The organism is Sphingobium sp. (genome assembly GCF_048594625.1).
GTDB lineage: Bacteria > Pseudomonadota > Alphaproteobacteria > Sphingomonadales > Sphingomonadaceae > Sphingobium.
Map to the genome: position 1 here is coordinate 44,974 of NZ_JBMDWL010000120.1, position 25,635 is coordinate 70,608.

At 61.4% G+C, this 25,635-nt stretch carries 17 protein-coding genes and 2 riboswitches; of the genes, 13 read left to right on the forward strand and 4 right to left on the reverse strand.

Annotated elements, in window-relative coordinates; translation table 11 throughout:
- Window positions 1-114 precede the first annotated feature (114 nt).
- A complete protein-coding gene (locus tag ACOJSJ_RS15315) occupies window positions 115-345 on the forward strand; it encodes a hypothetical protein (protein WP_420145838.1) in 231 nt (76 codons plus the stop codon).
- Window positions 346-427: 82 nt separating this feature from the next.
- Here ACOJSJ_RS15315 and ACOJSJ_RS15320 read toward each other — a convergent pair whose 3' ends face one another.
- Genes ACOJSJ_RS15320 through ACOJSJ_RS15330 form a run of 3 tightly spaced genes read right to left on the reverse strand, consistent with a single transcriptional unit; the run spans window position 428 to window position 3,863 of the window.
- Window positions 428-1,690, reverse strand: coding sequence for an ABC transporter permease (locus ACOJSJ_RS15320; RefSeq protein ID WP_420145839.1), 1,263 nt, complete (start codon window positions 1,688-1,690; stop codon window positions 428-430).
- On the reverse strand, window positions 1,687-3,129 hold the full coding sequence (locus ACOJSJ_RS15325; RefSeq protein ID WP_420145840.1) for an ABC transporter permease: 1,443 nt from the start codon (window positions 3,127-3,129) through the stop codon (window positions 1,687-1,689). The genes ACOJSJ_RS15320 and ACOJSJ_RS15325 overlap by 4 nt, the downstream gene beginning before the upstream one ends.
- Complete coding sequence (locus ACOJSJ_RS15330; RefSeq protein WP_420145841.1) at window positions 3,126-3,863, reverse strand: ABC transporter ATP-binding protein; 738 nt, start codon at window positions 3,861-3,863, stop codon at window positions 3,126-3,128. The genes ACOJSJ_RS15325 and ACOJSJ_RS15330 overlap by 4 nt, the downstream gene beginning before the upstream one ends.
- Window positions 3,864-4,013: 150 nt before the next feature.
- On the opposite strand from ACOJSJ_RS15330, the gene ACOJSJ_RS15335 reads away from it, so the two are divergent.
- The 11 genes from ACOJSJ_RS15335 (at window position 4,014) to ACOJSJ_RS15385 (ending at window position 21,056) form a co-directional block, all read left to right on the forward strand.
- Window positions 4,014-6,209: a TonB-dependent siderophore receptor gene (locus tag ACOJSJ_RS15335; RefSeq protein WP_420145842.1), complete on the forward strand. Its 2,196-nt coding sequence runs from the start codon at window positions 4,014-4,016 to the stop codon at window positions 6,207-6,209.
- A 16-nt stretch (window positions 6,210-6,225) separates the two neighbouring features.
- Window positions 6,226-8,037 carry a M14 family metallopeptidase gene (locus ACOJSJ_RS15340; protein WP_420145843.1) on the forward strand — a complete coding sequence of 604 codons (1,812 nt, stop codon included), beginning with the start codon at window positions 6,226-6,228 and terminating at the stop codon, window positions 8,035-8,037.
- Window positions 8,038-8,205: 168 nt separating this feature from the next.
- A riboswitch (cobalamin riboswitch) is annotated at window positions 8,206-8,414 on the forward strand.
- Window positions 8,403-9,311: an acyl-CoA thioesterase gene (locus tag ACOJSJ_RS15345; protein ID WP_420145844.1), complete on the forward strand. Its 909-nt coding sequence runs from the start codon at window positions 8,403-8,405 to the stop codon at window positions 9,309-9,311. It overlaps the preceding riboswitch by 12 nt.
- Before the next feature lie 23 nt (window positions 9,312-9,334).
- Window positions 9,335-9,994: an epoxyqueuosine reductase QueH gene (locus tag ACOJSJ_RS15350; RefSeq protein WP_420145845.1), complete on the forward strand. Its 660-nt coding sequence runs from the start codon at window positions 9,335-9,337 to the stop codon at window positions 9,992-9,994.
- Window positions 9,995-10,272: 278 nt separating this feature from the next.
- Window positions 10,273-10,498, forward strand: a riboswitch (cobalamin riboswitch).
- Window positions 10,499-10,847: 349 nt separating this feature from the next.
- Window positions 10,848-11,831, forward strand: a complete 984-nt coding sequence (locus ACOJSJ_RS15355; RefSeq protein WP_420145846.1) for a DUF1852 domain-containing protein — start codon at window positions 10,848-10,850, stop codon at window positions 11,829-11,831.
- A 27-nt stretch (window positions 11,832-11,858) separates the two neighbouring features.
- Window positions 11,859-12,887, forward strand: coding sequence for a methionine synthase (locus ACOJSJ_RS15360; RefSeq protein ID WP_420145847.1), 1,029 nt, complete (start codon window positions 11,859-11,861; stop codon window positions 12,885-12,887).
- 476 nt (window positions 12,888-13,363) lie between these two features.
- Window positions 13,364-15,994 (forward strand): Fe/S-dependent 2-methylisocitrate dehydratase AcnD, encoded by a 2,631-nt coding sequence (gene acnD, locus ACOJSJ_RS15365; RefSeq protein ID WP_420145854.1) that lies wholly within the window; start codon window positions 13,364-13,366, stop codon window positions 15,992-15,994.
- A complete protein-coding gene (gene prpF / locus ACOJSJ_RS15370; RefSeq protein WP_420145848.1) occupies window positions 15,994-17,190 on the forward strand; it encodes a 2-methylaconitate cis-trans isomerase PrpF in 1,197 nt (398 codons plus the stop codon). Before acnD ends, prpF begins: the two co-directional genes overlap by 1 nt.
- A 148-nt stretch (window positions 17,191-17,338) precedes the next feature.
- The gene (gene prpC / locus ACOJSJ_RS15375; protein WP_420145849.1) at window positions 17,339-18,490 is read left to right on the forward strand and encodes a bifunctional 2-methylcitrate synthase/citrate synthase; all 1,152 of its coding nucleotides are present in this window, start codon (window positions 17,339-17,341) and stop codon (window positions 18,488-18,490) included.
- A gap of 20 nt (window positions 18,491-18,510) precedes the next feature.
- Window positions 18,511-19,431: a methylisocitrate lyase gene (gene prpB, locus ACOJSJ_RS15380; RefSeq protein ID WP_420145850.1), complete on the forward strand. Its 921-nt coding sequence runs from the start codon at window positions 18,511-18,513 to the stop codon at window positions 19,429-19,431.
- A 224-nt stretch (window positions 19,432-19,655) separates the two neighbouring features.
- Window positions 19,656-21,056 carry a short-chain fatty acyl-CoA regulator family protein gene (locus ACOJSJ_RS15385; protein ID WP_420145851.1) on the forward strand — a complete coding sequence of 467 codons (1,401 nt, stop codon included), beginning with the start codon at window positions 19,656-19,658 and terminating at the stop codon, window positions 21,054-21,056.
- A gap of 49 nt (window positions 21,057-21,105) precedes the next feature.
- Here ACOJSJ_RS15385 and ACOJSJ_RS15390 read toward each other — a convergent pair whose 3' ends face one another.
- Window positions 21,106-23,202: a TonB-dependent receptor domain-containing protein gene (locus ACOJSJ_RS15390; RefSeq protein WP_420145852.1), complete on the reverse strand. Its 2,097-nt coding sequence runs from the start codon at window positions 23,200-23,202 to the stop codon at window positions 21,106-21,108.
- Between the two features lie 302 nt (window positions 23,203-23,504).
- Between ACOJSJ_RS15390 and ACOJSJ_RS15395 the strand changes: the two genes are divergently transcribed.
- Complete coding sequence (locus ACOJSJ_RS15395) at window positions 23,505-25,628, forward strand: TonB-dependent receptor (RefSeq protein ID WP_420145853.1); 2,124 nt, start codon at window positions 23,505-23,507, stop codon at window positions 25,626-25,628.
- Window positions 25,629-25,635: the final 7 nt, after the last annotated feature.

The following is a 25,635-nucleotide window of genomic DNA, read 5'->3' on the forward strand; positions in this document are numbered from 1 at the left end:
AAAGATTTAGTCACAGCCTCCGTTCAGAGGGCGGGCATTATGTCCAATGTTCGCCAACGCCCCCGCCCCATATGGCGATAGGAACTTCGATATTATATGGAATGACTGAATATAATGGATTGGGTTCCGGTTATCTTCATAATATTTAAGGTTGTCGTTCTGGGCCTTGGCATGTTCTTCGCCGTAAAATGGCATTATGATCAGGACAAAAAGGCACAAAAGGGCGAAGTGCTGAGCGCGGTCGGCAAGATTGCCGCAATCCTGATCTTATCGCTCGTGACGCTGCTTTCCGTCACCTTCATGCTTGCCAGGACAATTGGGCTGGACATTTCATTACCGCATTAAAAATATCGTCCACATCAGGATCGATCGCGCGATTTCCGGGCGATGATCAGAAAAGGCGCATGAACCGGATCAGCGCCCATCATCATCCATCGAACCTGGCATCAAACCTGGGTGCCTTGTCGAAATCCGCCTTGCCAAAAGGCTTGTCGGTGAAAAGATAGCCATAATAGAAGGTGCGCAGACGCTTGTGAAAGGCACGGATGCGGTCCTGATAAGCCAGTTGTGCCTGCATGTCCGTTTCGGCGAGACGCGCGAGGATCGACTGAACGCCGACGGATGGCAGGAGCCAGCCGATATGACCGGCAGCCGCGTTGCGCGCTTCTATGCCACGGCGATAGGTCGCAACCTTTGGCGCGACGCTCTCGTCCCCGACCTGGTGGAAAGCGAGATACCATTTATAATGGAAGGCGTCGGTCAGCGGCGGACTGTCCTTCCATTCGGGATGATTTGCGTAAAAGGCGCGCATCGTGTCTTCGCGCGGAATGTCCCATGCGCGGTTGACCGCATCACGCTGGGCCAGTGTCAGTTCCACGCCCTGCCCGACCGGAATGGCCTGATTGATGGCGATGTGAGCAATCGTCGGCAGGATCAGCGTCAGCACCAGCCAAAGGCCAGCCAGCGTCGCCGCATTGGCGACCGAAGACCAGCGCAACCGCCCGATCAGCAGCGTCACGCCGATCCAGAACGCAAGATACAGGGCCATGAGGCCCAGCACCGTTACCAGCGTGACGCCCGGCACATGCGATAGAATGGCGCCGATCGTCAGCGGCACGGCCAGCATCACGAACAGCAGCCCGCCGCGCAACAGCACCCGGCGCGACCACAGATGCCGCGCAGATCCGGCGATCGCATCCAGCATACGCAGACGCCCGGCCTCCCGCTCACCCGACACCAGATCGTGGAACAGGGCGATGACGAACAAGGGTATCAGATAGACCAGCACGAAGGAGAAATCGAAACGACCGGGCAAGGCCAGTTCGGGATTGAACGCCTCCCCATCATAAAGCTGCGCTTCCAGCCCCAGCGCCCGGACCCGCAATATATAGGGCGCGACATCACGCAGGCCGAGTGCGGCGAAGGCCAGCGGCGCGGGCGCATCCCATGTCGCGTGGAAGCTGTAATAGGCTGCACTTCCCGCATCCTTCGTCTTGTCCACCCATTGGGCGATGCTGGCGATGTCCTGCGCCTGTTTCGGCTGGATGCGGGCGATCACATCGCGTTGGCGGGCGACTTCGGCCATGCCCGCCATCACCGCCGCGACGGAGAGCGACGCGACCAGCAGCAGAGTCAGCACCACCATGCGCGAGCGCAGCAGGAGGCGCAGTTCGTGGGCGATCAGGGTCATGAACGGGCTTTCTGAAGATGGCGGACAACGGGAAACAGCGCCAGCGCCGCAAGGACGAGCCAGCTCAGCAGCAGCCCAAGGCCCGGCAGGCTGGCCCTTACCAGATCGGCGGCGCTGGGTGGTTGATAGCGGAATTGCGGGATGGCATGCCAATGGTCGGCGGAAATACGCTTGCGCTGATCCGCCCCGGCATCCTTCGCCTTGTCATTGGCGTAACTGACCGCGTCTGCCTGAAGCCGGTTCAGCCGCTGCACCATATCGTACCGATAGGCCTCAGCCTGTGTCATGAAACGGCGATGCCCGGCCAGATCGGTCCCGGCCGCCGCCATCGACAATTGCCGCAGCGAAATGGCCGGGCTGACGATGCCGAAGCCGTCGGTCAGGCGGCTTTGCCTTTCCTGAATGGCAAAGCTGCGGTCGGCATAATCGTCGAATAGTCCGGATGTCAGCTTTTCGCCCTCGACCGCGAGCAGGCCGTTATAATTGACCGGCAAATCCTCGACACGCGTGGCGCCATAGTGGCGCAGCGTCTTTTCCCTGAACGCCCTGAAGAAAGGATCGTCGGGATTGTGGCTGTCGCCCAGCCTGTGCAGGTCGTGCGCGATGGCGATGTCGGTTTCCAGACGGGTGGGCAGCGCATGGGCCTGCACCGCGAAATCCGGCGCGACACGCGGCAGCAGAATGACCAGCACGGCCCAGAGCGCCAGCAGGGCCAGCAATGCGTCACGCCCGCGCCGCACCAGCGCAGACATAAGGATCACGATGATCGCCCACAGCGTCAGATAGGCGGCATATCCCAGCGCGATCACCAGCATCGGCCCGGCCAGCGCACCGGGTTGTCCGGCAACAGCCAGAAAGGCGATCATGGCGGGCAGTCCGACCAGCGCAGCGACCAGGCCCAGCGCCAGCAATTTGCCCATGACGAGCGCACGGGCTGGCACGCCCTGGACCAGCATCTGGCGCAGCGTCCCCCTTTCCCGTTCCCGCGCAACCGCGCCATAGCCAAGGAAGATCAGCAGCAGCGGCGCGATCACCTGCAACACGAAGGCGGGCGTCAGCTGGCCGAAACGGACCAGCAGCGACGATTGGCGCACATCACCGAAATTCGCGCTATTCTGTCGGTGCCCCTCCAGAAACATGCTGTTGCCGGTAAAGGCGTCGACGCCCGGATCGAAAGCAGCCAGCGGACCCAGCGGGCGAAAGATGAAATTGCCGAAATGCACCATGCGGTGCGGATGCCGGTCGGGCTGCGCCTCAAATTCTTTCGCCGCCTGCGCCTGAAAACGGGCGCGGGTTTCGGCAATATTGCGCTGGTGCGACCAGCTGATGATCGCGGCAGCCAATGTCAGCAACACCAGCAGCGCAAAGGCGACGACGGCAACGCGGTTGCGCCGCATCAGGCGCAGCTCGTCGCGCGCGATCAGCGTAACGGCGCTCATATAGCGGCAACGTCGTGTGCGAATTTGCGGTGGAGTTCGCGCACGTCGAACCGTTCTTCCCCTTGCGCCGATGCCTCGTCAACAATGCGGCCGGATTCCAGAAAACCGATGCGATCGGCGATGTCGGCCGCCGACAGCAGGTCGTGCGTCACCATCAGCACCGCCGCGCCCTTGCGCGCGACATCATGGACCAGCCGGTTGAAATCGGCCGTTGCGCGCGGGTCGAGCCCCGAAGACGGTTCGTCCAGCAACAGCACCGGCACTTCGCGCAACAGGGCAATGGCGATCGCCACTTTCTGCCGCATCCCCTTGGAAAAGCCGCCCAGCCTCTTGTCCCATGCCATGGCCTGCAATCCCGTCGCCTCGAACGCACCGTCGATCGCGTCCGCCGCCGGGTGGCGCCCCGCCAGCGCCAGCAGATAGGCGGCGTTTTCACGCGCCGTCAGATGTTCGTACAGCGCGACATTTTCCGGCACATAGGCAATCTGTTCGCGTGCCTTGTCCGGGTCTGCCGCCGGATCATGCCCCGCAATCTGCACGATGCCGCTATCGGGCCGGGCAAAGCCCAGCAGCGTCGACATGGTGGTCGATTTGCCTGCGCCATTCCCGCCCAGCAGCGCGTAAATCTCCCCCGCATCGACGTGCAGAGTCAGGCCGCGCAGCACATGGTGGCTGCCATAGGACAGGTTGACGTCGGAAAGGACGATGCGCTGGCCGGTCGCGGTCAGTGACATGAATGTTGGCTCCTTGGCTATTGGCACAAAGCATTTCGGTGGCACCGCCATTTGTCAATGAAATAATATAACATTTCTATTGACCCTGTCGGACGGCTCTCATAGGGCGTCCACGGATGAGATTATGTCTCATCTCTATTGGGGGAATATATGTCGATCCAGTTCAGGCAGGCCAGTGCTGCCCAATCCGACCGCCTCCGCCGCACGGCGCTGACGCTGTCTGCCATGGGCGTGATGGCCTGGGCCCCGGCCGCCGCCCAGACCGACGATGCGATCCATCATGCCCAAGCGGCAGAAGATGCGATCACCGTAACCGGTGTCCGCCAGGCCTATCGCGGCGATTTTGCGATGCGCGAAATTCCTCAGGCGATTGCAGAAATCGATGCCGAAACCTTGCAGCAGAACAACATTCTGCGTCTGACCGATGCGCTGGACATGAATGCATCGGTCGTGCGCCAGAATACGCTGGGTGGCCTGTGGGACAGTTTTGCCATTCGCGGCTTTGCGGGCGATGAAAATCTGCCGAGCGGCTATTTGGTGAACGGCTTCAACGCCGGGCGCGGCTTTGGCGGCCAGCGCGATGTAGCGGGCATCGAACGGGTGGAGGTGCTGAAGGGTCCGGCGGCCGCGCTGATCGGCCGGGGCGAGCCGGGCGGTACGATCAATCTGGTCACCAAACAGGCGGAAATCGGCCGGACCTTTGGCACGGGCACGTTGCAATATGGCAGCTATGACCGTGTCCGGGCCGATGCCGACGCCAATCTGGCGCTGACCGGCGGCATCACCGCGCGGCTGATCGGCTATTATGAAAAGGGGGATATGTTCCGCGACCATGTGTCGCAGAAACGCTGGGGGTTCCTGCCATCGATCGGTATGGCGCTGGGCGATCGCACGCGCATCACCTATGATTTCGAATGGACCCGCGTGGAGGTGCCCTTCGATCGCGGCATCATCGTCCTGAACAATGATTTCAACACCGTGCCGCGTTCCCGCTTTCTGGGCGAACCGGGCGATGGCGACACGGTCGCCCGCGCCACCGGTCACCAGTTGCGGATCGACCATCAATTCAATGACGACTGGAGCCTGTTGATCGGCGCCAGCCATCGCGACACGCTGCTGACCGGATTTTCATCCGACGCGGAGCAGACCGCATCGCGCCAGAAAATCCATGTCGACGGTCGATCCCTGTCGCGCCAGCGCCGATCGCGTCGCTATGATGCGGAACATAGCGTGGTACGCGCCGAAATCGCCGGGAACTTCGAAACCGGATCCTTGCGCCATCGCATGCTGATCGGCGGTGATTTCGACCAGTTCGAATATGATAATTATTTCACCCGCTATCGTCCGCCAGCGCTGAGCACGAACCCCGGCGATCAGGCTGGCTATGTCATCGACATCGACAATCCGGTCTATGGCCGATACCCGCTGCCCGCGACGTCGGTGCTGACCAATCGCATCGACACGCAGCGCAGCTTTGGATTTTATGTGCAGGACCAGATCGAACTGACCGATCGGCTCCAGATTCGGATCGGCGGCCGCTACGACAATCTGACGTTGAAGGTCGACAATCGTGTCCTTGCCGTGCCCAATCGCCATAACCGGCGCAAATATGAACGATTCAGCCCTCAGGCTGGCATCGTCTATGAAATCAGCGATCCGATCACCCTCTATGCCGCTTATGGCCAGGGCTATCGCGCCAATGTCGGCGCCGATTTCTTCAACAATATCTTCGACCCGGAAACGAGCGAATCCATCGAGGCCGGTGCGAAGCTGACCGCACTGGGCGGCGCGCTGACGGGCACCCTGTCCGTCTATCAACTGACCAAGGACAATGTTCTGGCCAGCGATAACAATAATCCCGGATTTTCGGTCGCCATCGGTAAAGCGCGCAGCCGCGGCGTGGAGCTGGACGTGAACGGTCACCTGCCCGGCGACATAGACCTGCTGCTCAGCTACGCCTACACCGATGCGGAGGCGCGGGAAGCGGTGAACGATCCCAATTTTTCCACCCGGATTCTGCCGGGCGACAGGCTGATCAACATTCCCGACCATGTTCTCAACATTCAGCTGGCGAAGCATTTCAAGGTCGCCGGGCGCGCCGCGCAGCTGGGCGGCGGGATGCAATATGTCGGCGAACGATTGGGTGAAACGGGAACGGATTTCACTTTGCCATCGCACAGCCTGTTCCGCCTGTTCGGCAGCATCGACATGATCGACGGCGTCGAACTGTTCGGCACCATCAGCAACCTGTTCGACACGCAATGGTACGCCAGCAGCTATAGCTCCGTCTGGGTCCAGCCCGGTACGCCACGTACCGGGACCGTCGGCCTGCGCGCCCGCTTCTGATCGGGAGGAAAGAGATATGAGCAAGATAATGTCGCGCCTGCTGGTCGCCGCCGCCCTGTGTATCGCTGGCACCGCCATAGCGCAGCAGCCGACCCATGCGCCTCTGCCGGGCCTGCCGGCGTCGGTGCTTCCACCGGCCTTGCCCTGGTCTGGAGCGAGCGAGACGCTGATCGTTGGCGAGGACGATCCGTGGATCACCCCGGCCGAACAGGCAGGGTTTGCCACCACGCCCCGCTATGCGGAGGTAGAGGCATGGCTGAAGCGGCTGGACGCGGCCTCTCCCCTCATCCGTCTGGAAACATTCGGTCGTACTGGCGAAGGGCGCGACATGCTGCTGGTTCGCACAAGCAAGGGCGGGGCTGGAAAGCCGGTCGTGCTGATACAGGCGGGCATTCACGCCGGTGAGATAGACGGCAAGGATGCCGGTCTGATGCTGCTGCGCGACATCGCCCTGCGCGGCAAGGACGGACTGCTCGACAAGGTCGATCTGGTGTTCGTGCCGGTATATAATATTGACGGGCATGAAAAGATGAGCCGCTGGAACTTCCCGGCGCTGCGCGGTCCGGCGGAAAAGGGCTATGTCGGCAACGGCCGCAACATCAACCTCAACCGTGATTATGCGAAGGCGGATGCGCCCGAAAGCCGGGCGATGATCGGCCTGCTGCGTCGGCTGGATCCCATTCTCTATATCGATTGCCATGTCAGCGACGGCTTCGACATGCAATATGACATCACTTTCACCTATGCGGGGTGGGGCCGATATGCCTATCATCGTGCGACCGCCGACTGGCTGATGAAACGGTTCGGGCCGACCGTGATGACGGCGCTGGAAAAGGCAGGGCATGTCCCCACCATCTATCCCAGCCCGATCGACACGCGCGAACCGACCAGGGGTATCCGGCAGGCACCCGAAGGGCCGCGTTATTCGACCGGCTATGGCGATTTCGTCGGCGTGCCGACCGTGCTGGTCGAAAATCACATGATGAAACCCTATCGTCAGCGTGTGCTGGGCACCTATGTCCTGCTGGAAGCGGCGCTGAAACTGGCGGGTCAGGATGCCGGGGCAATCGCCAGCGCGAAGGTGAAGGATCGCGAGTCACGCCCGGCCCAGATGCTGACCCGCTGGAAACCAGCCGAACAGCCGGTCGGCTGGGTGGAACAGTTCAAGGGCATCGCCTTCGCTTCCTATGTCTCCCCCGCAAGCGGGCGCAAGGAACAGAAATGGCTGGGACGCCCTGAAAATTGGCGGATGCCGATCATCGGTCAGGTTCCGGTGGAGACGGTCCGCCTGCCAAAGGCATGGTGGGTGCCCGCCGCGCAGACCGATGTGATCGACCGGCTGACCCTGCATGGCATCCGCCATGATGTGCTGGATACACCCCGCACCCTGACGCTCGATCGGGTGCGGCTGGTCGACCCCCAATCTTTGCCGGTGCGCGATGCCCGCATCCCGCTGGACACGCAATTGGTGCATGAGAGCGTCAGCGAAACGCTGCCCGCTGGCACGGTCCATATCCCCGCCGACCAGCCTCTGGGCCTGCTGGCCGCAGCGTTGCTGGAACCCGAAAGTCAGGACAGTTTCCTTACATGGGGCTTTTTCCCCGAAATCCTGGCCGCGCCATCGGGCGCAGAGGATTTCGTGCGCGCGCCGATCGCCGATGCTCTGCTGACTGCCGATCCACAGATAAAGGCCGAATTTGAGGCGGAAATTGCAGCTGACCCCGCATTCGCGGCGGATGGCGACGCGCGGCTCGATTGGTTGTGGAAGCGGCTGCCGGGGGGCAGCCCTTATCATCACCTCTACCCGGTAAGGCGGGAAAAGCCGTAATATTTCCGACGACGGTGCAAAACATAATAGCATGGTCGCCGAATTTCCGGGGACCATGGGATTTCATTCCCTGCCATGGTCCCGCGATCCGTTACGCTTCAGCCTTTGCATCGAAGCCGCCACGGCCCCATTACAGCCCGGCTTACTTGACTCCGCCGATGAAATCGCTTCTAGCATCAGCGTCGAGGTTCCTCATTTTCGGCGCAATCAAGCGGGAATGAGGCTAAGATGGGAAGCCGGTGGAAGACCGGCGCTGCCCCAGCAACTGTAAGCGGCAAACTCTCTTTCGATGGGCATGCCACCGCGCCTGACGCGGCAAGGCCGATCGATATGACGCCCCGCAAGCCAGGACACCTGCCAGCGACATGAGAATGACTTTCCGGCAGGTCGCACGGCCGGGCCATGACAATGGACAGGTGCAACGCGCCCTTGCCCGATGTCTGCGCCCGACAACGCCTGCCGTACAACTGGATCGGCGCGTGGTTTCTGATTATTTCCCTTTCGACTATGCGCCCGCTGGCAACAGCGCGCAGTTGATCGACATGATCTTTCCGGGCGATGCCAATCATCACGGGACGCTGTTCGGTGGCGTCGCGCTCGCCCATATGGACAAGATCGCCTTTCTGGCGGCGACCCGGCATGGGCGGGCGCCCTTCGTCACCGCGTCATCCCAGAAGATCGATTTCGAAGCCCCCGGCCGCATCGGTGAGATCATAGAAGCGACGGGCCGCATCGTGCGGGTAGGCAACAGCTCGCTGGACGTAGAAGTCGAACTGATCGCCGAAGCGCTGGTCAGCGGCGAGCGCCGGCTCTGCACCCGCGGCCGCTTCACGCTGGTCGCGGTCAAGGGGCCGGAAACCAGACTGCCTTTGCCGCCCATGACCGCAGAAACCTCAGATGATGGCGACGGTCGTTTGCGGATGGTGGAAATGGTGTTTCCCCAATCGACCAATCATTTCGGCAATCTTTTCGGTGGCGACGCCCTCAAGATGATGGGCAAAGCCGCTTTCATCACCGCCACGCGCCATGCCCGCGCGACGATGGTCATGGCATCGTCCGACCGCGTCGATTTCCAGACCGCGATCAAAGAGGGCGAGATGGTCGAACTGGTGTGCGAAGTGCGGATGACCGGGCGCGCATCGGTCATGGTGGGGGTCGAATTGTGGGCGGAGGAATTGTTGACGGGCAGGCGACATCATGCTGCCACCGCGACCTTCACCATGGTATCGGTCGATGATAATGGCCGCCCGTTGCGATTTGCGGGCCGGGAATGAATTTTTCTGCAGAGGACAGACGAATGACTGCGATTGAACGGCCCGTGCTGACCCCGCCCGACGGGCAGAAGAAGGTGCTGCTGCACAGCTGTTGCGCGCCCTGCTCCGGCGAGGTGATGGAGGCGATGACCGCCAGCGGGATCGACTATACGATCTTCTTCTACAACCCGAATATCCATCCCAAGGAGGAATATCTCCTGCGCAAGGATGAGAATATCCGCTTTGCCCAAGAACATGGCGTGCCCTTCGTCGATGCCGATTATGACACCGTCAACTGGTTCAAGCGCGCCAAGGGCATGGAATGGGCGCCCGAACGCGGCGAACGCTGCACCATGTGTTTCGACATGCGGTTCGAACGGACGGCGCTGTACGCGCATGAAAACGGCTTTCCCGTCATCACCAGTTCGCTGGGCATTTCGCGCTGGAAGGACATGAACCAGATCAATGGCTGCGGCGAACGTGCCGCCGCCCATTATCCCGACATCAAATACTGGACCTTCAACTGGCGCAAGGGCGGCGGGGCGGCACGGATGATCGACATCTCCAAGCGCGAACGCTTCTATCAGCAGGAATATTGCGGCTGCGTCTATTCCCTGCGCGACACCAACGCCCATCGCGTGTCGCAGGGCCGGTCCGAAATCGAGATCGGCAAGCTCTATTACGGCGTGGACGAACCAGACTAGGCAAGGAAGCGCATCGACTGTCAGGACGGTCGATGCGCGCCCGACTTTCTGCCCGCGTAGAGGAATCCGCAGGGCGCAGATCGAATGTCAGCACAGCGTCAGCACCGACCGGATCGTCCGCCCGCATGGGGCGGATGACCCGGCCGCCTGTCCGAATGCGCAACATCCATCGGTCGAATTTCGCCATTTTCCTGCCGATGCGACGGCCCGCAACCTCGCCCGGCATATGCCATATAAAGATTTCTTTATGTAGAACTTGACAGTCGACCGCCGATGGTGTTGAAGCAGCCTGTCAAGGTTCCCCGGCGCAGGCATGTGGCGGGGCTAAGACGGGAAGTCGGTGATGTCTTTTAACAGGCAAAGTCCGGCGCTGCCCCCGCAACTGTGAGCGGTGAATGGCGGTTGCATTTCGTGCCACCGGGCCTTTGCAAAAGGGTTCGGACCGGCCGGAACCACCGCGACGCACCGCAAGCCAGGAAACCTGCCTTCGACGCCATAACTTTCCTCGGACAGGGGTACCTCCGGTGGATCGCGTCAGAAGCAAGGCCCGTGGCTTGAACGCCCTTAGGGTCCGTCTGCGCGTTCTTCGGTCCCGCCGTCCGGCAAAAGCAGGTGATCGGTCGATGAATGCAATCCTGTCCCGTTCCAGCCCGCACCGGCGAATGCGCCCGCGCGCCGTGCCAGCGGGCATGATCTGCCGCTGACGCGGGGCGCGCCACCGCCGACATATCATCCCGAACCTGTACGACGGCGCGCCGCCATGGAGCGGCCACCGGCAAGAAATCGCAAATAGAAGCCTGAAAAAAAAACAGGAAAAGATCAGGTTTAACGCCATATATTAGGACATTCGATCATGACCGACAGCGCATTCACATTCTCGATAAAGAGCATCGCCTTCGACGAGGATTATCATCCCGCCGACAATACGCGCATCACCACAAACTTCGCCAATCTGGCGCGAGGTGCGAGCCGTCAGGAAAATCTGCGCAACACGCTGCGGATGATCGACAACCGCTTCAATGCGCTGGCATGCTGGGACAATCCCAATGGCGATCGCTATGCGCTGGAACTCAAGATTATCTCTGCCGAGATGAATATCACATCAGGCAGCAACAACGACGCCTTCCCGCTGATCGAAATTCTGCAGACGACCATCGTTGACAAGAAGACCAATGAACGCATCGACGGCATGGTCGGCAATAATTTCTCTTCCTATGTCCGCGACTACGACTTCAGCGTGGTCCTGCTGGAACATATGAAGAATCATCCCAATTCCACGCCCGAAGGTTTCGGCGATCTTCATGGGAAGATTTTCAAGCATTTCCTCAATTCGGACGCCTATCGGGATAATTTCAGGAAGCTGCCCGTCATCTGCCTGAGCGTATCGAGCAGCAAGACCTATCACCGGTCCGGCAACGAACACCCGATACTGGGCCTGGAATATCATAATGACGAATATTCGCTGACCGACGATTATTTCGCCAAGATGGGGATGAAGGTTCGCTACTTCATGCCGAAGAACAGCGTCGCGCCCTATGCCTTCTATCATATCGGCGACCTGCTGGGCGATTATACCAATCTGGAACTGATCAGCACCATCAGCACGATGGAAACCTTCCAGAAAATCTACCGCCCCGAAATCTACAATGCCAATTCCGTCGCGGCGGAAAATTATCGACCCAGCCTGAAATATCAGGATTTTTCGCTCACCCGCATCGTCTATGACCGGGAAGAACGCGGCAGGCTGGCGGTCGAACAGGGGAAGTTCGCCGAAGAACGCTTCATCAAGCCCTATCAGGCCATTCTTGAACAATGGTCCACCAATTTCGCCCTTTGATCCGTTAAAAGCACAAGGCCATCCATCATGAAGACATTGTTGCCCACCTCGACCGCCGGCAGCCTGCCCAAGCCTTCCTGGCTTGCGGAGCCGGAAAAGCTCTGGTCGCCCTGGAAGTTGCAGGATGAAGAACTGGTCGCTGGCAAGCAGGACGCACTGCGTCTGGCCGTCGACGATCAGCGGCAGGCAGGCATCACCATCGTGGGCGATGGCGAACAGACCCGCCAGCATTTCGTCACCACCTTCATCGAACATCTGAGCGGCGTCGATTTCGAAAAGCGCGAAACCGTGCGGATCCGCAATCGCTATGACGCCAGTGTTCCGACGGTGGTCGGCGCCGTCGACCGGCCCAAACCGGTGTTCGTGGAAGACGCCAAATATCTGCGCGCGCAGACCGATCAGCCGATCAAATGGACCCTGCCCGGCCCGATGACGATGATCGATACGCTGTACGACGCCCATTATAAGAGCCGCGAAAAGCTGGCGTGGGAATTTGCCAAGATCCTCAATCAGGAAGCGCTGGAACTGGCGGCTGCGGGCGTCGACATCATCCAGTTCGACGAACCGGCCTTCAACGTCTTCTTCGACGAAGCGAACGACTGGGGCATCGCCACGCTGGAAAAGGCGGCCGAAGGGCTGACCTGTGAAACCGCCGTCCACATCTGCTATGGCTACGGCATCAAGGCCAATACCGACTGGAAGAAGACGCTGGGTTCCGAATGGCGGCAGTATGAGGAAACCTTCCCCAATCTGCAGAAGTCGAAGATCGACATCATCTCGCTGGAATGCCACCATTCCCACGTGCCGATGGACCTGATCGAACTCATCCGCGGCAAGAAGGTGATGGTCGGCGCCATCGACGTGGCAAGCGACACCATCGAAACGCCGGAAGAAGTAGCCGAAACCCTGCGCCGCGCGCTTCAGTTCGTGGACGCCGACAAGCTTTATCCGTCCACCAACTGCGGCATGGCCCCCCTGTCGCGTCAGGTGGCCCGCGGCAAGCTGAACGCTCTGGGCGCTGGCGCAGAGATCGTCCGGAAAGAACTTTCGGCCTGATACACCATTAAAGGCATCGCCCGCATGCGATGACGGAGCCAGCGCCCGTCATCGCAAGGTTTGCGGGCCATGCCAGCCTGTCATGCTCCATCCGCTTTTCAGGAAAGACGGATGGAGCACAGCGCCGACCAGCGCGCAGCTTAGGCGCCCCCCATATCGGCCATATGATGCCGCATCTGGGCCAATCGGATGATCCTGCGCCCTTTCCCGACGCGATCCGCTATCCTGCCGACTCTTGATCGGCCCGGCGCCCTTTACGAACTGCTGAGGCACTCCCGCGATCATGACGGTCGCGACCTGCCGAAGATCAGCCCTCCAAATTCGCAATATTCGCAAATTTGCAGGATCTCATTCGCAACTCTTTGCCATTTCAGCCATTTTCGCAAAGGCCGAACCTGCCGATAAGGGCAGCATAGAACCGCGCCTTGGCGGACATTCCAGGTGCTTCGAACGATGGCATGACGAAGGATGCGCCGATGAACCTTTCCTATCGGAAACCTTTCCCCGGAACATCGGCGGACGCCCCGATCGACTATTTCGACACGCGCGCCGCGATAGAAGCGATTCGCCCCGGCGCCTATGATGGCCTGCCCTATGTTTCGCGCGTGCTGGCCGAACAGCTGGTGCGCCGATGCGACCCTGCGCTGCTTGACGACGCACTGACGCAGATTGTGGATCGCAGGCGCGATCTGGACTTTCCCTGGTATCCTGCGCGCGTCGTATGCCACGATATTCTGGGCCAGACCGCGCTGGTCGATCTGGCCGGGCTGCGCGACGCGATCGCCGATCAGGGCGGCGACCCGGCCAAGGTCAATCCGGTGGTGCCCACCCAGTTGATCGTCGATCATTCGCTGGCCGTCGAATATGGCGGGTTCGACCCGGCCGCCTTCGACAAGAACCGCGCGATCGAGGATCGCCGCAACGAAGACCGGTTCCACTTCATCGAATGGACCAAAAGCGCATTCGAAAATGTCGATGTAATCCCGGCGGGCAACGGCATCATGCACCAGATCAATCTGGAAAAGATGTCGCCCGTCATTCAGGTTCGCGACGGGATTGCCTTTCCCGACACCTGCGTCGGCACTGACAGCCATACGCCGCATGTCGATGCGCTGGGCGTCATCGCCATCGGCGTCGGCGGGCTGGAGGCGGAAACGGTGATGCTGGGCCGCGCGTCGATGATGCGCCTGCCCGACATTGTCGGCGTACAACTGACCGGCCATCGCAAGCCCGGCATCACCGCCACGGACATCGTCCTCGCCATCACCGAATTTCTCCGCAAGGAAAGGGTTGTGGGGGCATGGATCGAGTTTTTCGGCGAAGGCGCCGACAGCCTTTCGATCGGCGACCGCGCGACGATTTCGAACATGTGCCCGGAATATGGCGCGACCGCCGCGATGTTCCATATCGACAGCCAGACCATCGATTATCTGCTGCTGACCGGCCGCGATCCCAACCATGTCCGTCTGGTGGAGGATTACGCGAAACTGACCGGCCTGTGGGCCGACGACCTGCGTTCCGCCGAATATGAGCGGGTGCTGACGTTCGACCTGTCGAGCGTCGTGCGCAATATGGCGGGGCCATCCAATCCGCACCGCCGCCTGCCCACATCGGCGCTGGAGGAACGCGGCATCGCCGTCGATCTGGACAGGGCGGTGGAGCAGGAGCGCCAGGGCCTGTTACCAGATGGCGCGGTCATCATCGCCGCAATCACCAGCTGTACCAATACATCGAACCCGCGCAATGTCGTGGCGGCGGGGCTGGTTGCGAAAAAGGCGAATGCGCTGGGCCTGACCCGCAAGCCATGGGTCAAAAGCTCCTTCGCGCCCGGTTCGAAGGTCGCGCGCCTCTATCTGGAGGAGGCAGGATTGCTGACCGAGCTGGAAAAGCTGGGTTTCGGCATCGTCGCCTATGCCTGCACCACCTGCAACGGCATGTCGGGCGCGCTCGATCGCGTCATCCAGCAGGAGATTATCGAGCGCGACCTTTACGCCACCGCCGTTCTTTCGGGGAACCGCAATTTCGACGGGCGCATCCATCCTTATGCCAAACAGGCATTTCTGGCCTCGCCGCCGCTGGTGGTGGCCTATGCCATTGCGGGCACCGTGCGCTTCGACATCGAAAAGGACGTGCTGGGCATGGCCGACGGCAAGCCGATCCGCCTCGCCGACCTGTGGCCCAGCGATGAAGAAATCGACGCGATCGTCGCTGCATCGGTAAAGCCGGACCAGTTTCGTCAGGTCTATGACCCGATGTTCGCCCCGCGCGGACGGCACGAAGCCAGCCCGCTCTACGACTGGCGGCCACAGTCAACCTATATCCGCCGTCCGCCCTATTGGGATACGCAGGGCGTCGGCGCGCTCGCCGCCTTCCCGCGCACGCTCAAATCGATGCGTCCGCTGGCGATCCTGCCCGACAATATCACCACCGACCATCTGTCGCCGTCCAATGCGATTCTGGCCAGTTCGGCAGCGGGCGAATATCTGGCACGGATGGGCCTGCCCGAAGAGGATTTCAATTCCTACGCCACCCATCGCGGCGATCATCTGACCGCCATGCGCGCCACCTTCGCCAACCCGCAGCTGGTCAACGAAATGGCGCTGGTCGATGGCGCGGTGAAGAAAGGCTCGCTCGCCCGTGTCGAGCCGGAGGGGAAGGTCACCCGCATGTGGGAAGCGATCGAAACCTATCTCGACCGTCGCCAGCCGCTGATCATCATTGCCGGCGCGGATTATGGGCAGGGTTCATCGCGCGACTGGGCGGCAAAGGGCGTGCGGCTGGCGGGCGTGGAAGCAATCGTCGCCGAAGGGTTCGAACGCATCCACCGCACCAACCTTATCGGGATGGGCGTGCTGCCGCTCGAATTCCTGCCCGGCACCACCCGCCTGACGCTGGGCCTTGATGGCACCGAAACCTATGATGTGGAAGGCGAACGCCATCCACGCGCACAGCTGACGCTGGTGATCCGCCACACCGACGGGGCCGCCACGCGGGTGCCGGTCATCTGCCGCCTCGATACGGCCGAAGAAGTGTCGATCTATGAAGCGGGCGGCGTGTTGCAACGCTTTGCCGCCGACTTCCTTGCCGCCGAAGCGGAACCGGCCTGATGCCTCAAATCGCCATCCCTGCCACCTATATGCGCGGCGGCACCAGCAAGGGCGTATTTTTTCGTCTGGAAGATCTGCCGCAGGCCGCGCAGACGCCCGGCGCTGCGCGCGACCGCCTGTTCCAGCGCGTGATCGGCAGCCCCGACCCCTATGGCGCACAGATTGACGGCATGGGCGGCGCGACGTCCAGCACCAGCAAATGCGTCATCCTGTCGCCCAGTACGCGCGACGGCCATGATGTCGACTATCTTTACGGGCAGGTCGCCATCGACACAGACTTTGTCGACTGGTCGGGCAATTGCGGCAACCTGTCGACCGCCGCCGGTGCCTTCGCCATCCACGCGGGCTATGTCGATGCAGGCCCCGACGGCGTGCGCACCGTGCGAATCTGGCAGGCCAATATCGGCAAGACCATCATCGCGCATGTCCCCGTCAGCGGCGGTGCGGTACTGGAAACCGGCGATTTCGAACTGGACGGCGTCACCTTCCCCGCGGCCGAAATCGTGCTGGAATTCGTCGATCCAGCCGATGAAGGTGATGATGGCGGCGCGATGTTCCCGACCGGCAATCTGGTCGATGAACTGGATGTGCCAGAACATCTTTTGGCGGGCGGCAAACTGGCGGCCACGCTGATCAACGCCGGTATCCCGACCATCTTCGTCAGGGCGCAGGACATCGGTTATACAGGCACCGAATTGCGCGACGCCATCAATAGCGATGCCGCGGCGCTCGACCGTTTCGAAGCGTTGCGCACCATCGGGGCGCTGAAAATGGGCCTTATCAAAACCCCCGAAGACGCCGCCAGACGCCAGCATACGCCCAAGATCGCCTTCGTCGCCCCCGCAACCGATCATGTGACGTCGGGCGGCAGGCAGGTTGCAGCGGGCGAGATCGACCTGCTGGTGCGCGCGCTGTCGATGGGCAGGCTGCACCATGCGATGATGGGTACGGCTTCGGTCGCCATTGCCGCCGCCGCCGTCGTGCCCGGCACGCTGGTCAACCTTGCCGCTGGCGGGGGCGATCGTCGTTCCGTGACCTTCGGCCATCCGTCCGGCACCCTGCGCGTGGGGGCGCAGGCGCGTCAGCAGGACGGCCAGTGGACCGTGACCAGGGCAATCATGAGCCGCAGCGCCCGCATCCTGATGGAAGGCCGCGTGCACATCCCCGCCGACACGATCGCGCAGGACGGGCCGTGATCGCCGACCTGTCCAACGCAATGATCGGGATCGCGATCCGGCCTTTCCCCGGCGCGATCCGCGTCGCCTTCACCACAGTTACGCACAAACGGGCCCACGCCGCATGAACGTCGAGACCCGTCCGCTTATGCCTATCGGAGAGGAACCCATGGCAGAACAGACCTTCAAACCCAAGAAATCGGTCGCCCTTTCCGGCGTTACCGCCGGGAACACCGCGCTCTGCACCGTCGGCAGGACCGGCAACGACCTGCATTATCGCGGCTATGACATATTGGAATTTGCCGAAACCGCCGAATTTGAGGAAATCGCCCATCTGCTGGTTCATGGCGAACTGCCGACCGTGTCGCAGCTTACCGCCTATAAGGGGAAGCTGAAGAAGCTGCGCGGCCTGCCCCAATCGGTCAAGAACGCGCTGGAAACGATCCCCGCCGCGGCCCATCCGATGGACGTCATGCGATCGGGCGTGTCGGCGCTGGGGTGCGTCCTGCCCGAAACCCACGACCATAATCTGCCCGATGCGCGCGACGTCGCCGACCGGCTGATGGCCTCGCTGGGGTCGATGCTGCTCTACTGGTATCACTTCGCCCATCATGGTCGCCGGATCGAGGTGGAAACCGATGACGACAGCATCGGCGGGCATTTCCTCCATCTGCTCCATGGGCAGGCGCCGTCGGACAGCTGGACGCGTGCGATGCACACCTCGCTGATCCTCTATGCCGAACATGAATTCAACGCGTCGACCTTTACCGCGCGGGTTATCGCGGGCACCGGGTCGGACATGTATAGCTGCGTGGCCGGGGCCATCGGCGCGCTGCGCGGTCCCAAACATGGCGGTGCCAACGAAGTCGCCTATGAAATCCAGAAACGCTATGCGACCCCGGACGAGGCCGAAGCCGATATTCGCCGCCGGATCGAAGGCAAGGAAGTCGTGATCGGTTTCGGCCATCCCGTCTATACCATCGCCGATCCACGCAATGTCGTGATCAAGCGGGTGGCAAAGGCGCTGGCCGACGAAGCCGGTGCGCAGCGTCAGTTCAGCGTCGCCGAACGGATCGAAAGCGTGATGTGGGACGCAAAGTCCATGTTCCCCAATCTCGACTGGTTTTCGGCCGTATCCTATAATCTGATGGGCGTGCCGACTGCCATGTTCACGCCGTTATTCGTCATCGCCCGCACGTCGGGCTGGGCCGCGCACGTCATCGAACAGCGGCAGGATAACAAGATCATTCGCCCGTCGGCCAATTATACCGGCCCTGAAAACCTGACCTTCGTGCCCCTGGCGCAGCGCAGCGAAGCCTGAGCCGCATAAGGAGAATTCCATTGCCCTATCTTGTTGCAGACGAACTCCCCCATGAATCGGCCGGCAGGCGGTTTCGCGCGGCGCTGGCGCGACCGGGCATCTATCGCCTGCCCGGCGCCCATAATGGCCAGGCGGCCATTCAGGCGCGGCAGGCCGGTTTCGACGGGCTGTATCTGTCGGGCGCGGCGATGACGGCATCGATGGGCCTGCCCGACCTTGGCATCATCACCGTCGATGAAGTCGCCTTCTTCATCCGCCAGATCGTGCGGTCGTCCGGCCTGCCCCTGCTCGTCGATGGCGACACCGGCTATGGCGAAGCACTCAACGTCATGCACATGGTCCGCACTTTCGAGGAAGCGGGCGCGGGCGCGGTCCATCTGGAAGACCAGATTCTGCCGAAAAAATGCGGGCACCTGAACGGCAAGGCGCTCGTATCGGCGACCGACATGGCGGCCAAGGTCGCCGCCGCCAGAAAGGCCAGCCGCGACATCGTCATCATAGCGCGGACCGACGCCGCCGGGGTCGAAGGGTTCGATGCTGCGGTGGAGCGCGCCAGGCTCTATGTTGCCGCCGGGGCCGACGCCATCTTCCCGGAAGCACTCAACACACGCGAGATGTTTGAGAAGTTTGCCAAGGCCATGCCCGGCGTTCCCCTGCTCGCGAACATGACCGAATTTGGCAAGACGCCCTTCTTCACTGCCCAGGAATTTGAAGACATGGGTTACAAGATGGTGATCTGGCCCGTGTCCTCCCTGCGCGTCGCCAACAAGGCGCAGGCGAAACTCTATGCGGCGATCGCAAAGGACGGCGGCACGCATAACATGGTCGACGCCATGCAGACCCGCGCCGAACTGTACGACACCATCGGCCTGCATGCCTATGAAGAACTGGACGCGTCGATCGTCAAGACGATCGTCCCGGAGGCGATACCGCAAAGCTGAACGCCCCGATCCGCGACGATCCTATGTCATCGGCCTTCCCGTCCCCGACAGATGGGAAGGCCGTTGGCATCTCCCGTACGACCGTGACAGCTAACCGGATCGCCCAGTTTTAACTCGACTTGTTTGCAATATCCGCCTTACAAGAAGCGCAGGGATAAACTGAATTTGCGGATGCTTACGGGCACAATATGCCCGATCTGCAAATCTTGCGGATAAAGAAATCCATGCGCAAGGCTTTCATGGGCGTGCGGCTGAGACGGCTGCGCGAGGAAAATAACCTCAAGCAGATCGAACTGGCCCGCGCGCTCGAAATCTCTGCCAGCTACCTCAACCAGCTCGAACAGAATCAGCGCCCCCTGACGGTGCCGGTGCTGCTGAAAATCAACGCGGTCTTTGGCGTCGACGTCCAGCTTTTCTCGGAAGATGAGGAGGCGCGGCTCGTCACCGATCTGCGCGATGCACTGTCGGACAGCAGCGAGCCGATTTCGGTCGCGGAAATACGCGAACTGGCTTTGAACATGCCAGCGGTGGGCCGAACGCTGGTCGCGCTCCATCGTCGCTATCGGGAAGTCGCGGAACGATCCGAGGCGATGGCCGCGCAACTGGGGGACGACTGGACCAGCGACGCGCCCGCCCGCATGCCCTTCGAACAGGTTCGCGATTTCTTCTACGCCCGGCATAACCATATCGAGCCGCTCGATGAAGCCGCGGAGCAGCTATACCGTCGCGCCAACCTGAACCCACGCACGATACAGGACGGCATCGCCCTCTGGCTCCATGAAAAGCATGGGGTAAGAATTGCGCGCGACGACGATGGCAAGCCCCATCGCCGCTACGATCCCCTGACGCGCACGCTATATCTGTCTGCCGACCTCAGCACCGGGCAGCAGGCGTTCCAGATGGCGACCCAACTCGCGTTTCTGGAACTGGGTGATGAAATCGACCGTCTGGCCGACAATCCCATTCTTGTCGGGGAAGAGGCGCGGCGCCTCGCACGCGTGGGGCTGGCCAATTATTTCGCCGGTGCCCTGATCCTGCCCTATGCCGACTTTCTGGCCGCGGCAGAAGAAGAAGCCTATGACATCGAAAAGCTCGGCCGCCGCTTCGGCGTCGGCTTTGAAACCGTCTGCCATCGCCTCTCTACCCTGCAACGGGCCGATGCGCGCGGCGTGCCCTTCTTCTTCGTCCGGGTCGACAGGGCTGGCAATATCTCGAAACGCCAGTCGGCAACGGATTTCCACTTTTCGCGCGTCGGCGGCAGTTGCCCGTTGTGGAACGTCTATCAGGCCTTTGCCCAGCCCGGCCGCGTCATCAGGCAGGTGGCAAAAATGCCGGATGGGCGCACCTATCTTTGGGTCGCACGAACAGTCGGCAGCGGCAATGCGGGCTATGGCATCCCCGGCAAGAGTTTCGCGCTGGGGCTTGGTTGCGACATTCGCCATGCCTCCCGCCTGGTCTATTCGCGCGGGCTGGACCTTGGCGACCCGGATGTGGCGACCCCGATCGGCGCGGGATGCAAGGTTTGCGAGCGCCCCAACTGCCTTCAGCGCGCCTTCCCGCCGATCGGCCGTTCGGTGAAGGTCGACGAAAACCGCAGCGCGGCCACCCCCTATCCGGTCGAATGATTATTCTGGCGGACGGCGCTGAGGTTACCGCGCCGTCCGCCAGCCTGATTCAGAACGCCCCGCGCAGACCGAACACGACATTGCGGCCGCGCAGCGGAGAAAAGGCCTTGATGAACGATGTATGGTTGTAGGCCAGTTCGTTCGTCAGATTGGTGCCACGCACGAACAGTTCGGCGCTGCGCCTGTTGCCAAGGTCCAGACGATAGGCGATCGTGGCATTGACCATGTCATAACCCGGCGTACGCGTCTCATAGGCCGCGAACCGGTCCTGTTCGAACACATGATAATATTCTGCATCCGCCGTGAAGGGGCCGACATGCGCATCGGCGCGCGCGCCAAGGCGACCGGCCGGAATGCGCGGCAGATCGCCGCCGCCATTTTTCAGCTTCGCCCGGACATAGTCGCCGAACACCGACAAAGCGAACTGATCGCCAAAGGCATAGCGCACCTCACCATCGATGCCGATAAAGGTCGCCTGAGCGCCCGCATAGCGGATCAGGCGAAAATCCTCGAACTGGTCGAGCGTCTGGGCATAGATATAATTATCGAAATCCTGATGATAGGCGCCGATGGTGAAGGTCGTCGCCCCTTGTGTCTTGCGCAGGGTCAGATTGACCGAGTTCGACTTTTCCACCCCTTGCGACACCTGATCGGCCAGACGGCTGTTGCCGCTGACGATGCCGATTTCATAGCTATTGGTGGCAAGGTGCAGGCCAAAGGCATAAAGTTCCTGCACCGATGGCGCACGTTCGGTATGGGCGAGCGACAGGGCCAGCGAATAGTCGCTGCCAAAATCCCATATCGCCGCGGCGGATGCTGAAAACGGCTTGTGCCTGATCGATGGATAGCGGGTGATGAAGGATTTCACCGTCTGCCATTCCTGCCGCGCGGCCGCCTCCAGCCGGACCTGACCGAGCGAGAAGCTTTCCATCAGGAAAATGGCGGTATTGCTGGTGTCGGTGTTGAGCGTGTGGGTCGTGCCGCCGCTGATCGCCTGAAACCGGCTGCCGCTCTGCTGGACGCCGAACGTCCCGCGCAGGCCGCCCAGCGGCACATGCGTCAGTTCCAGCCGCAGGTCATGCGCCTTGTTGAGGAAGGTGTTTTCCGCTTCGCCTTCTTCGATTTCGTCATGCACATAATCGGTGAAGGACAGGCGGAAACGGACCTTTTCCAGCAAGGGCACGGGATTATTATAATCGCTGCGAATGTCGAACCGATTGCTGCGCAGCTTCACGAACGGCACGTCTTCATGCCCATCTTCGTGATCATGATCATGACCGTGATCATGACCGTGATCATGACCCTCCTCTTCATCATGGCCGCCGCAATGCAGGCTGACGCCGTGAGGATGGCAGCTTTCATAATCATGATTGTGACCCGGCACGCCATATTCGTTGCGCTGGCGGGTGTAGGCGACGCCCAGATAGCCGTCCGGGCCGATCCAGCTGCCACCGACGCTGAAGGTGGAGCTGTCATTGTAGGAGCCGTGAACATGATCTTCACCGAAGGAACCGGGCACGCGATAATCGTCGGACCGGCGATGTACGCCCTCCACCCGTAGCGCCAGTGGGCCAAAGCCCACTGTTGCCCCGCCCACGAAACTGCGTTCGTCATCGACCGTGCCCAGACGCCCTTCCGCAACGGCGGTCATGCCGCCTTCGGGGATGGCGGTCGGCACCTTTTCGTCGATCAGATTGACCGCCCCGCCAATCGCGCCACTGCCGTAAAGCAGCGTCGCCGGGCCACGCAACACTTCGATCCCGCGCAGTAGCAGGGGTTCGCCGGTGGCATTATGATCGGGCGAGATGGCCGAGGCGTCCTGCACATTGGCGCTGTCGCTCAAAATCTGCACGCGTGGGGAGGACTGGCCGCGAATGACCGGGCGGCTGGCGCCACCGCCGAAATTCTCGAAATTGATGCCGGGCTGGCCCGCCAGCGTCTCCCCAAGCGTCGCGGCGCGGCGATGGATCAGTTCTTCGCCGGTCAGCGTGACGACCGGCGTGGCGGTTTCATCGGCCTTTTGCCCAAGGGGCGCGGCGGTAATGACGATGTCTCCCTGCCTGTGCCCGCCCGCCTGGGCAAATGCCATGGTGGGCGCGATCGCGACGATCGACGCGGCGCACAGATAATGACGGCGATGGCTCAAGGAATGTCCCCCGTTGATGTTCTGAGATACCATCCCGTTACGTAACAACATATCATTTCACAAGCCAAAAAAGAGGCATTTTCGGGCTATCGTTTGAAGATTCATCAGCAATTACAAATTGTTGCTGGGGAAACATCGCGACGCACCCGCTTGCGAGACCATGGCGGCAATATTTTGTCACAGAGTGTTTATGTTATATTGTAACTTGAAACGAACGAGCATAAGAAGGCCGCGACAGGGGCAAGCGCCGCGAAGCGCCATAAGGAGAGGATCCGGGGTTCGGATCATAAAAAGGGTAGCCAATGCGCATCAGTTTCCTTCTATCGACCGCATCGACCATCGCGGTCCTGACGCTTTCTCAACCAGCTTTTGCAGATGACGCAGGTGCTGCTGACGCCGAACAGCATGAACGCACGCCCGCCAACATCATTGTCACCGCGCCGTTTGACCGTGACCGGTCCGACATCCTTTCCGGCGCATCGGTGTTGCAGGGCAGCGATCTGACGCAAGCGGTGCGCCCATCAATCGGCGAAACATTGCAGCATACGCCCGGCGTATCCGCGACATCCTTTGGTCCCAGCGCTTCTCGCCCGGTTCTGCGCGGGCTTCAGGGTGAGCGCGTGCGCGTACTGGTCGACGGTATCGGTTCGATCGACGTATCCAACACCAGCGTCGATCACGCCCCGGTCGTCAATCCCCTGCTCGCCGAGCGTATCGAAGTTCTGCGCGGTCCCCAGTCGCTGCTGTTCGGCGCGTCGGCCATCGGCGGCGTGGTCAACGTGATCGACAAGCGCATTCCCCGAACCGTCCCCGATGAACCCGTCCATGTCGATGCGATCGCAACCTATGGCAGCGCGGCCGACGAACGCAGCGGCGCGGGTTCCATCGACGTGCCGCTGGGCAGCCAGTTCGTCATCCACGCCGACGGCAGTTATCTGAAATCCGATAATATGCGTATCGGCGGCCATGCCCTGTCGCCCAGCGCACGGGCCGATGCCCTCGCGTCGAGCCAGTTGCCCGCCGCGGAGCCGGAAGAGGGCGAAGAGGCGATCGATTTCGCCGGAAACGCCGCGATCAAGGGCAAGCTGCCCAACAGCCAGGCCGAAACCTGGACGGCCGGCATCGGCGCTGCCCTGATCACCGACACCGGCAATCTGGGCGTATCCTACAGCCATTATGACAGTCTTTATGGCGTGCCGGTGCGCTATGCCACCCGCCCCGGACAGGAACAGGAGGCACCGCGCCTTGACCTTGCGCAGGACCGTCTCGACCTTCGGGCCGAGGTGGAGACCGGCGGCGGCTTCCTTAAGGCCATTCGCGCGCGTGCCAGCTATGCTACCTATCGCCATTTCGAACTGGAAGAGAGCGGCGAAGTCGGCACCGCTTTCTACAATCAGGGCATGGAAGGGCGCATCGAACTGGTACAGGCCGACCATGGCGGCTGGCAGGGCGCAAGCGGCGTCCAATATTATTCGCGCAATTTCAACGTCGTCGGCGAAGAAGCCTTCCTGCCGAAAAATGACACCGAACAATTCGGCGCCTTCACGCTCCAGACGATAGATCATGGCGCGCTGAAGCTGGAAGCAGGCGCACGTTATGAACATAGCGAGCTGCAGGCGCTACCGCTGGAGCAGCAGGATCAGTTCTTCTCCGGCAAACGCACGTTCGACACCTTCTCCGGATCGGTCGGTGCTTCCTACCGCCTTGGGCAGGAATGGCGCCTCGGCGTCAACCTCTCCCGATCGGAACGCGCGCCGTCTGCCGAGGAACTGTTCGCCAATGGCCCGCATGCCGGTACGCAGGCTTATGAGGTCGGCAATCCCGGTTTCAAGACCGAACGCGCATGGGGACTGGAAGCGGTGCTGCGCGGCAAGGGCGAAAATTACAGCTTCGAAGCATCCGCCTATCATAACTGGTTTTCCAACTTCATCTATGAAGGGCTGACCGGTGAGGAAGAGGATGGCCTGCCCGTCTATCAGTTCAGCCAGGCCAAGGCGCGCTATTACGGGTTTGAGGCGCAAGGGTCAGTCACCCTCGCCACATTCGGTGAGGCGAAACTCGTCGCCGACGCATTGGGCGACTATGTCCATGCGCAGATCGTCGGCGAAGGCCCCGCGCCGCGCATCCCGCCGTTGCGCCTGCTTGGCGGTCTTGGCGTTACCAGTCCCAAGGTCGATGTGCGCGGCGAGATCGAATGGACTGACCATCAGAAGCGGGTCTCCGACTTCGAGACGGAGACGAAGGGCTTCACCCTCGTCAATGCACAGGTCAATTACCGTCCCTGGGGCACCGAACGCCCCCTCAGCTTCGCACTGTCGGCGAACAATATCTTTGATGTCGTTGCTCGCCGCCATGCCTCTTTCCTGAAGGACTTCGCGCCATTGTCGGGACGTGACATCCGCGTGACCGCCCGCGTCAGCTTTTGACGCCCTA

Excerpts from the sequence above, each read along its gene's own strand:
- ACOJSJ_RS15315 (WP_420145838.1), top strand. The coding sequence starts at position 115 with ATGGATTGGGTTCCGGTTATCTTCATAATATTTAAGGTTGTCGTTCTG.
- ACOJSJ_RS15320 (WP_420145839.1), bottom strand. The coding sequence starts at position 1,690 with ATGACCCTGATCGCCCACGAACTGCGCCTCCTGCTGCGCTCGCGCATG.
- ACOJSJ_RS15325 (WP_420145840.1), bottom strand. The coding sequence starts at position 3,129 with ATGAGCGCCGTTACGCTGATCGCGCGCGACGAGCTGCGCCTGATGCGG.
- ACOJSJ_RS15330 (WP_420145841.1), bottom strand. The coding sequence starts at position 3,863 with ATGTCACTGACCGCGACCGGCCAGCGCATCGTCCTTTCCGACGTCAAC.
- ACOJSJ_RS15335 (WP_420145842.1), top strand. The coding sequence starts at position 4,014 with ATGTCGATCCAGTTCAGGCAGGCCAGTGCTGCCCAATCCGACCGCCTC.
- ACOJSJ_RS15340 (WP_420145843.1), top strand. The coding sequence starts at position 6,226 with ATGAGCAAGATAATGTCGCGCCTGCTGGTCGCCGCCGCCCTGTGTATC.
- ACOJSJ_RS15345 (WP_420145844.1), top strand. The coding sequence starts at position 8,403 with ATGAGAATGACTTTCCGGCAGGTCGCACGGCCGGGCCATGACAATGGA.
- ACOJSJ_RS15350 (WP_420145845.1), top strand. The coding sequence starts at position 9,335 with ATGACTGCGATTGAACGGCCCGTGCTGACCCCGCCCGACGGGCAGAAG.
- ACOJSJ_RS15355 (WP_420145846.1), top strand. The coding sequence starts at position 10,848 with ATGACCGACAGCGCATTCACATTCTCGATAAAGAGCATCGCCTTCGAC.
- ACOJSJ_RS15360 (WP_420145847.1), top strand. The coding sequence starts at position 11,859 with ATGAAGACATTGTTGCCCACCTCGACCGCCGGCAGCCTGCCCAAGCCT.
- acnD (WP_420145854.1), top strand. The coding sequence starts at position 13,364 with ATGAACCTTTCCTATCGGAAACCTTTCCCCGGAACATCGGCGGACGCC.
- prpF (WP_420145848.1), top strand. The coding sequence starts at position 15,994 with ATGCCTCAAATCGCCATCCCTGCCACCTATATGCGCGGCGGCACCAGC.
- prpC (WP_420145849.1), top strand. The coding sequence starts at position 17,339 with ATGGCAGAACAGACCTTCAAACCCAAGAAATCGGTCGCCCTTTCCGGC.
- ACOJSJ_RS15385 (WP_420145851.1), top strand. The coding sequence starts at position 19,656 with ATGCGCAAGGCTTTCATGGGCGTGCGGCTGAGACGGCTGCGCGAGGAA.
- ACOJSJ_RS15395 (WP_420145853.1), top strand. The coding sequence starts at position 23,505 with ATGCGCATCAGTTTCCTTCTATCGACCGCATCGACCATCGCGGTCCTG.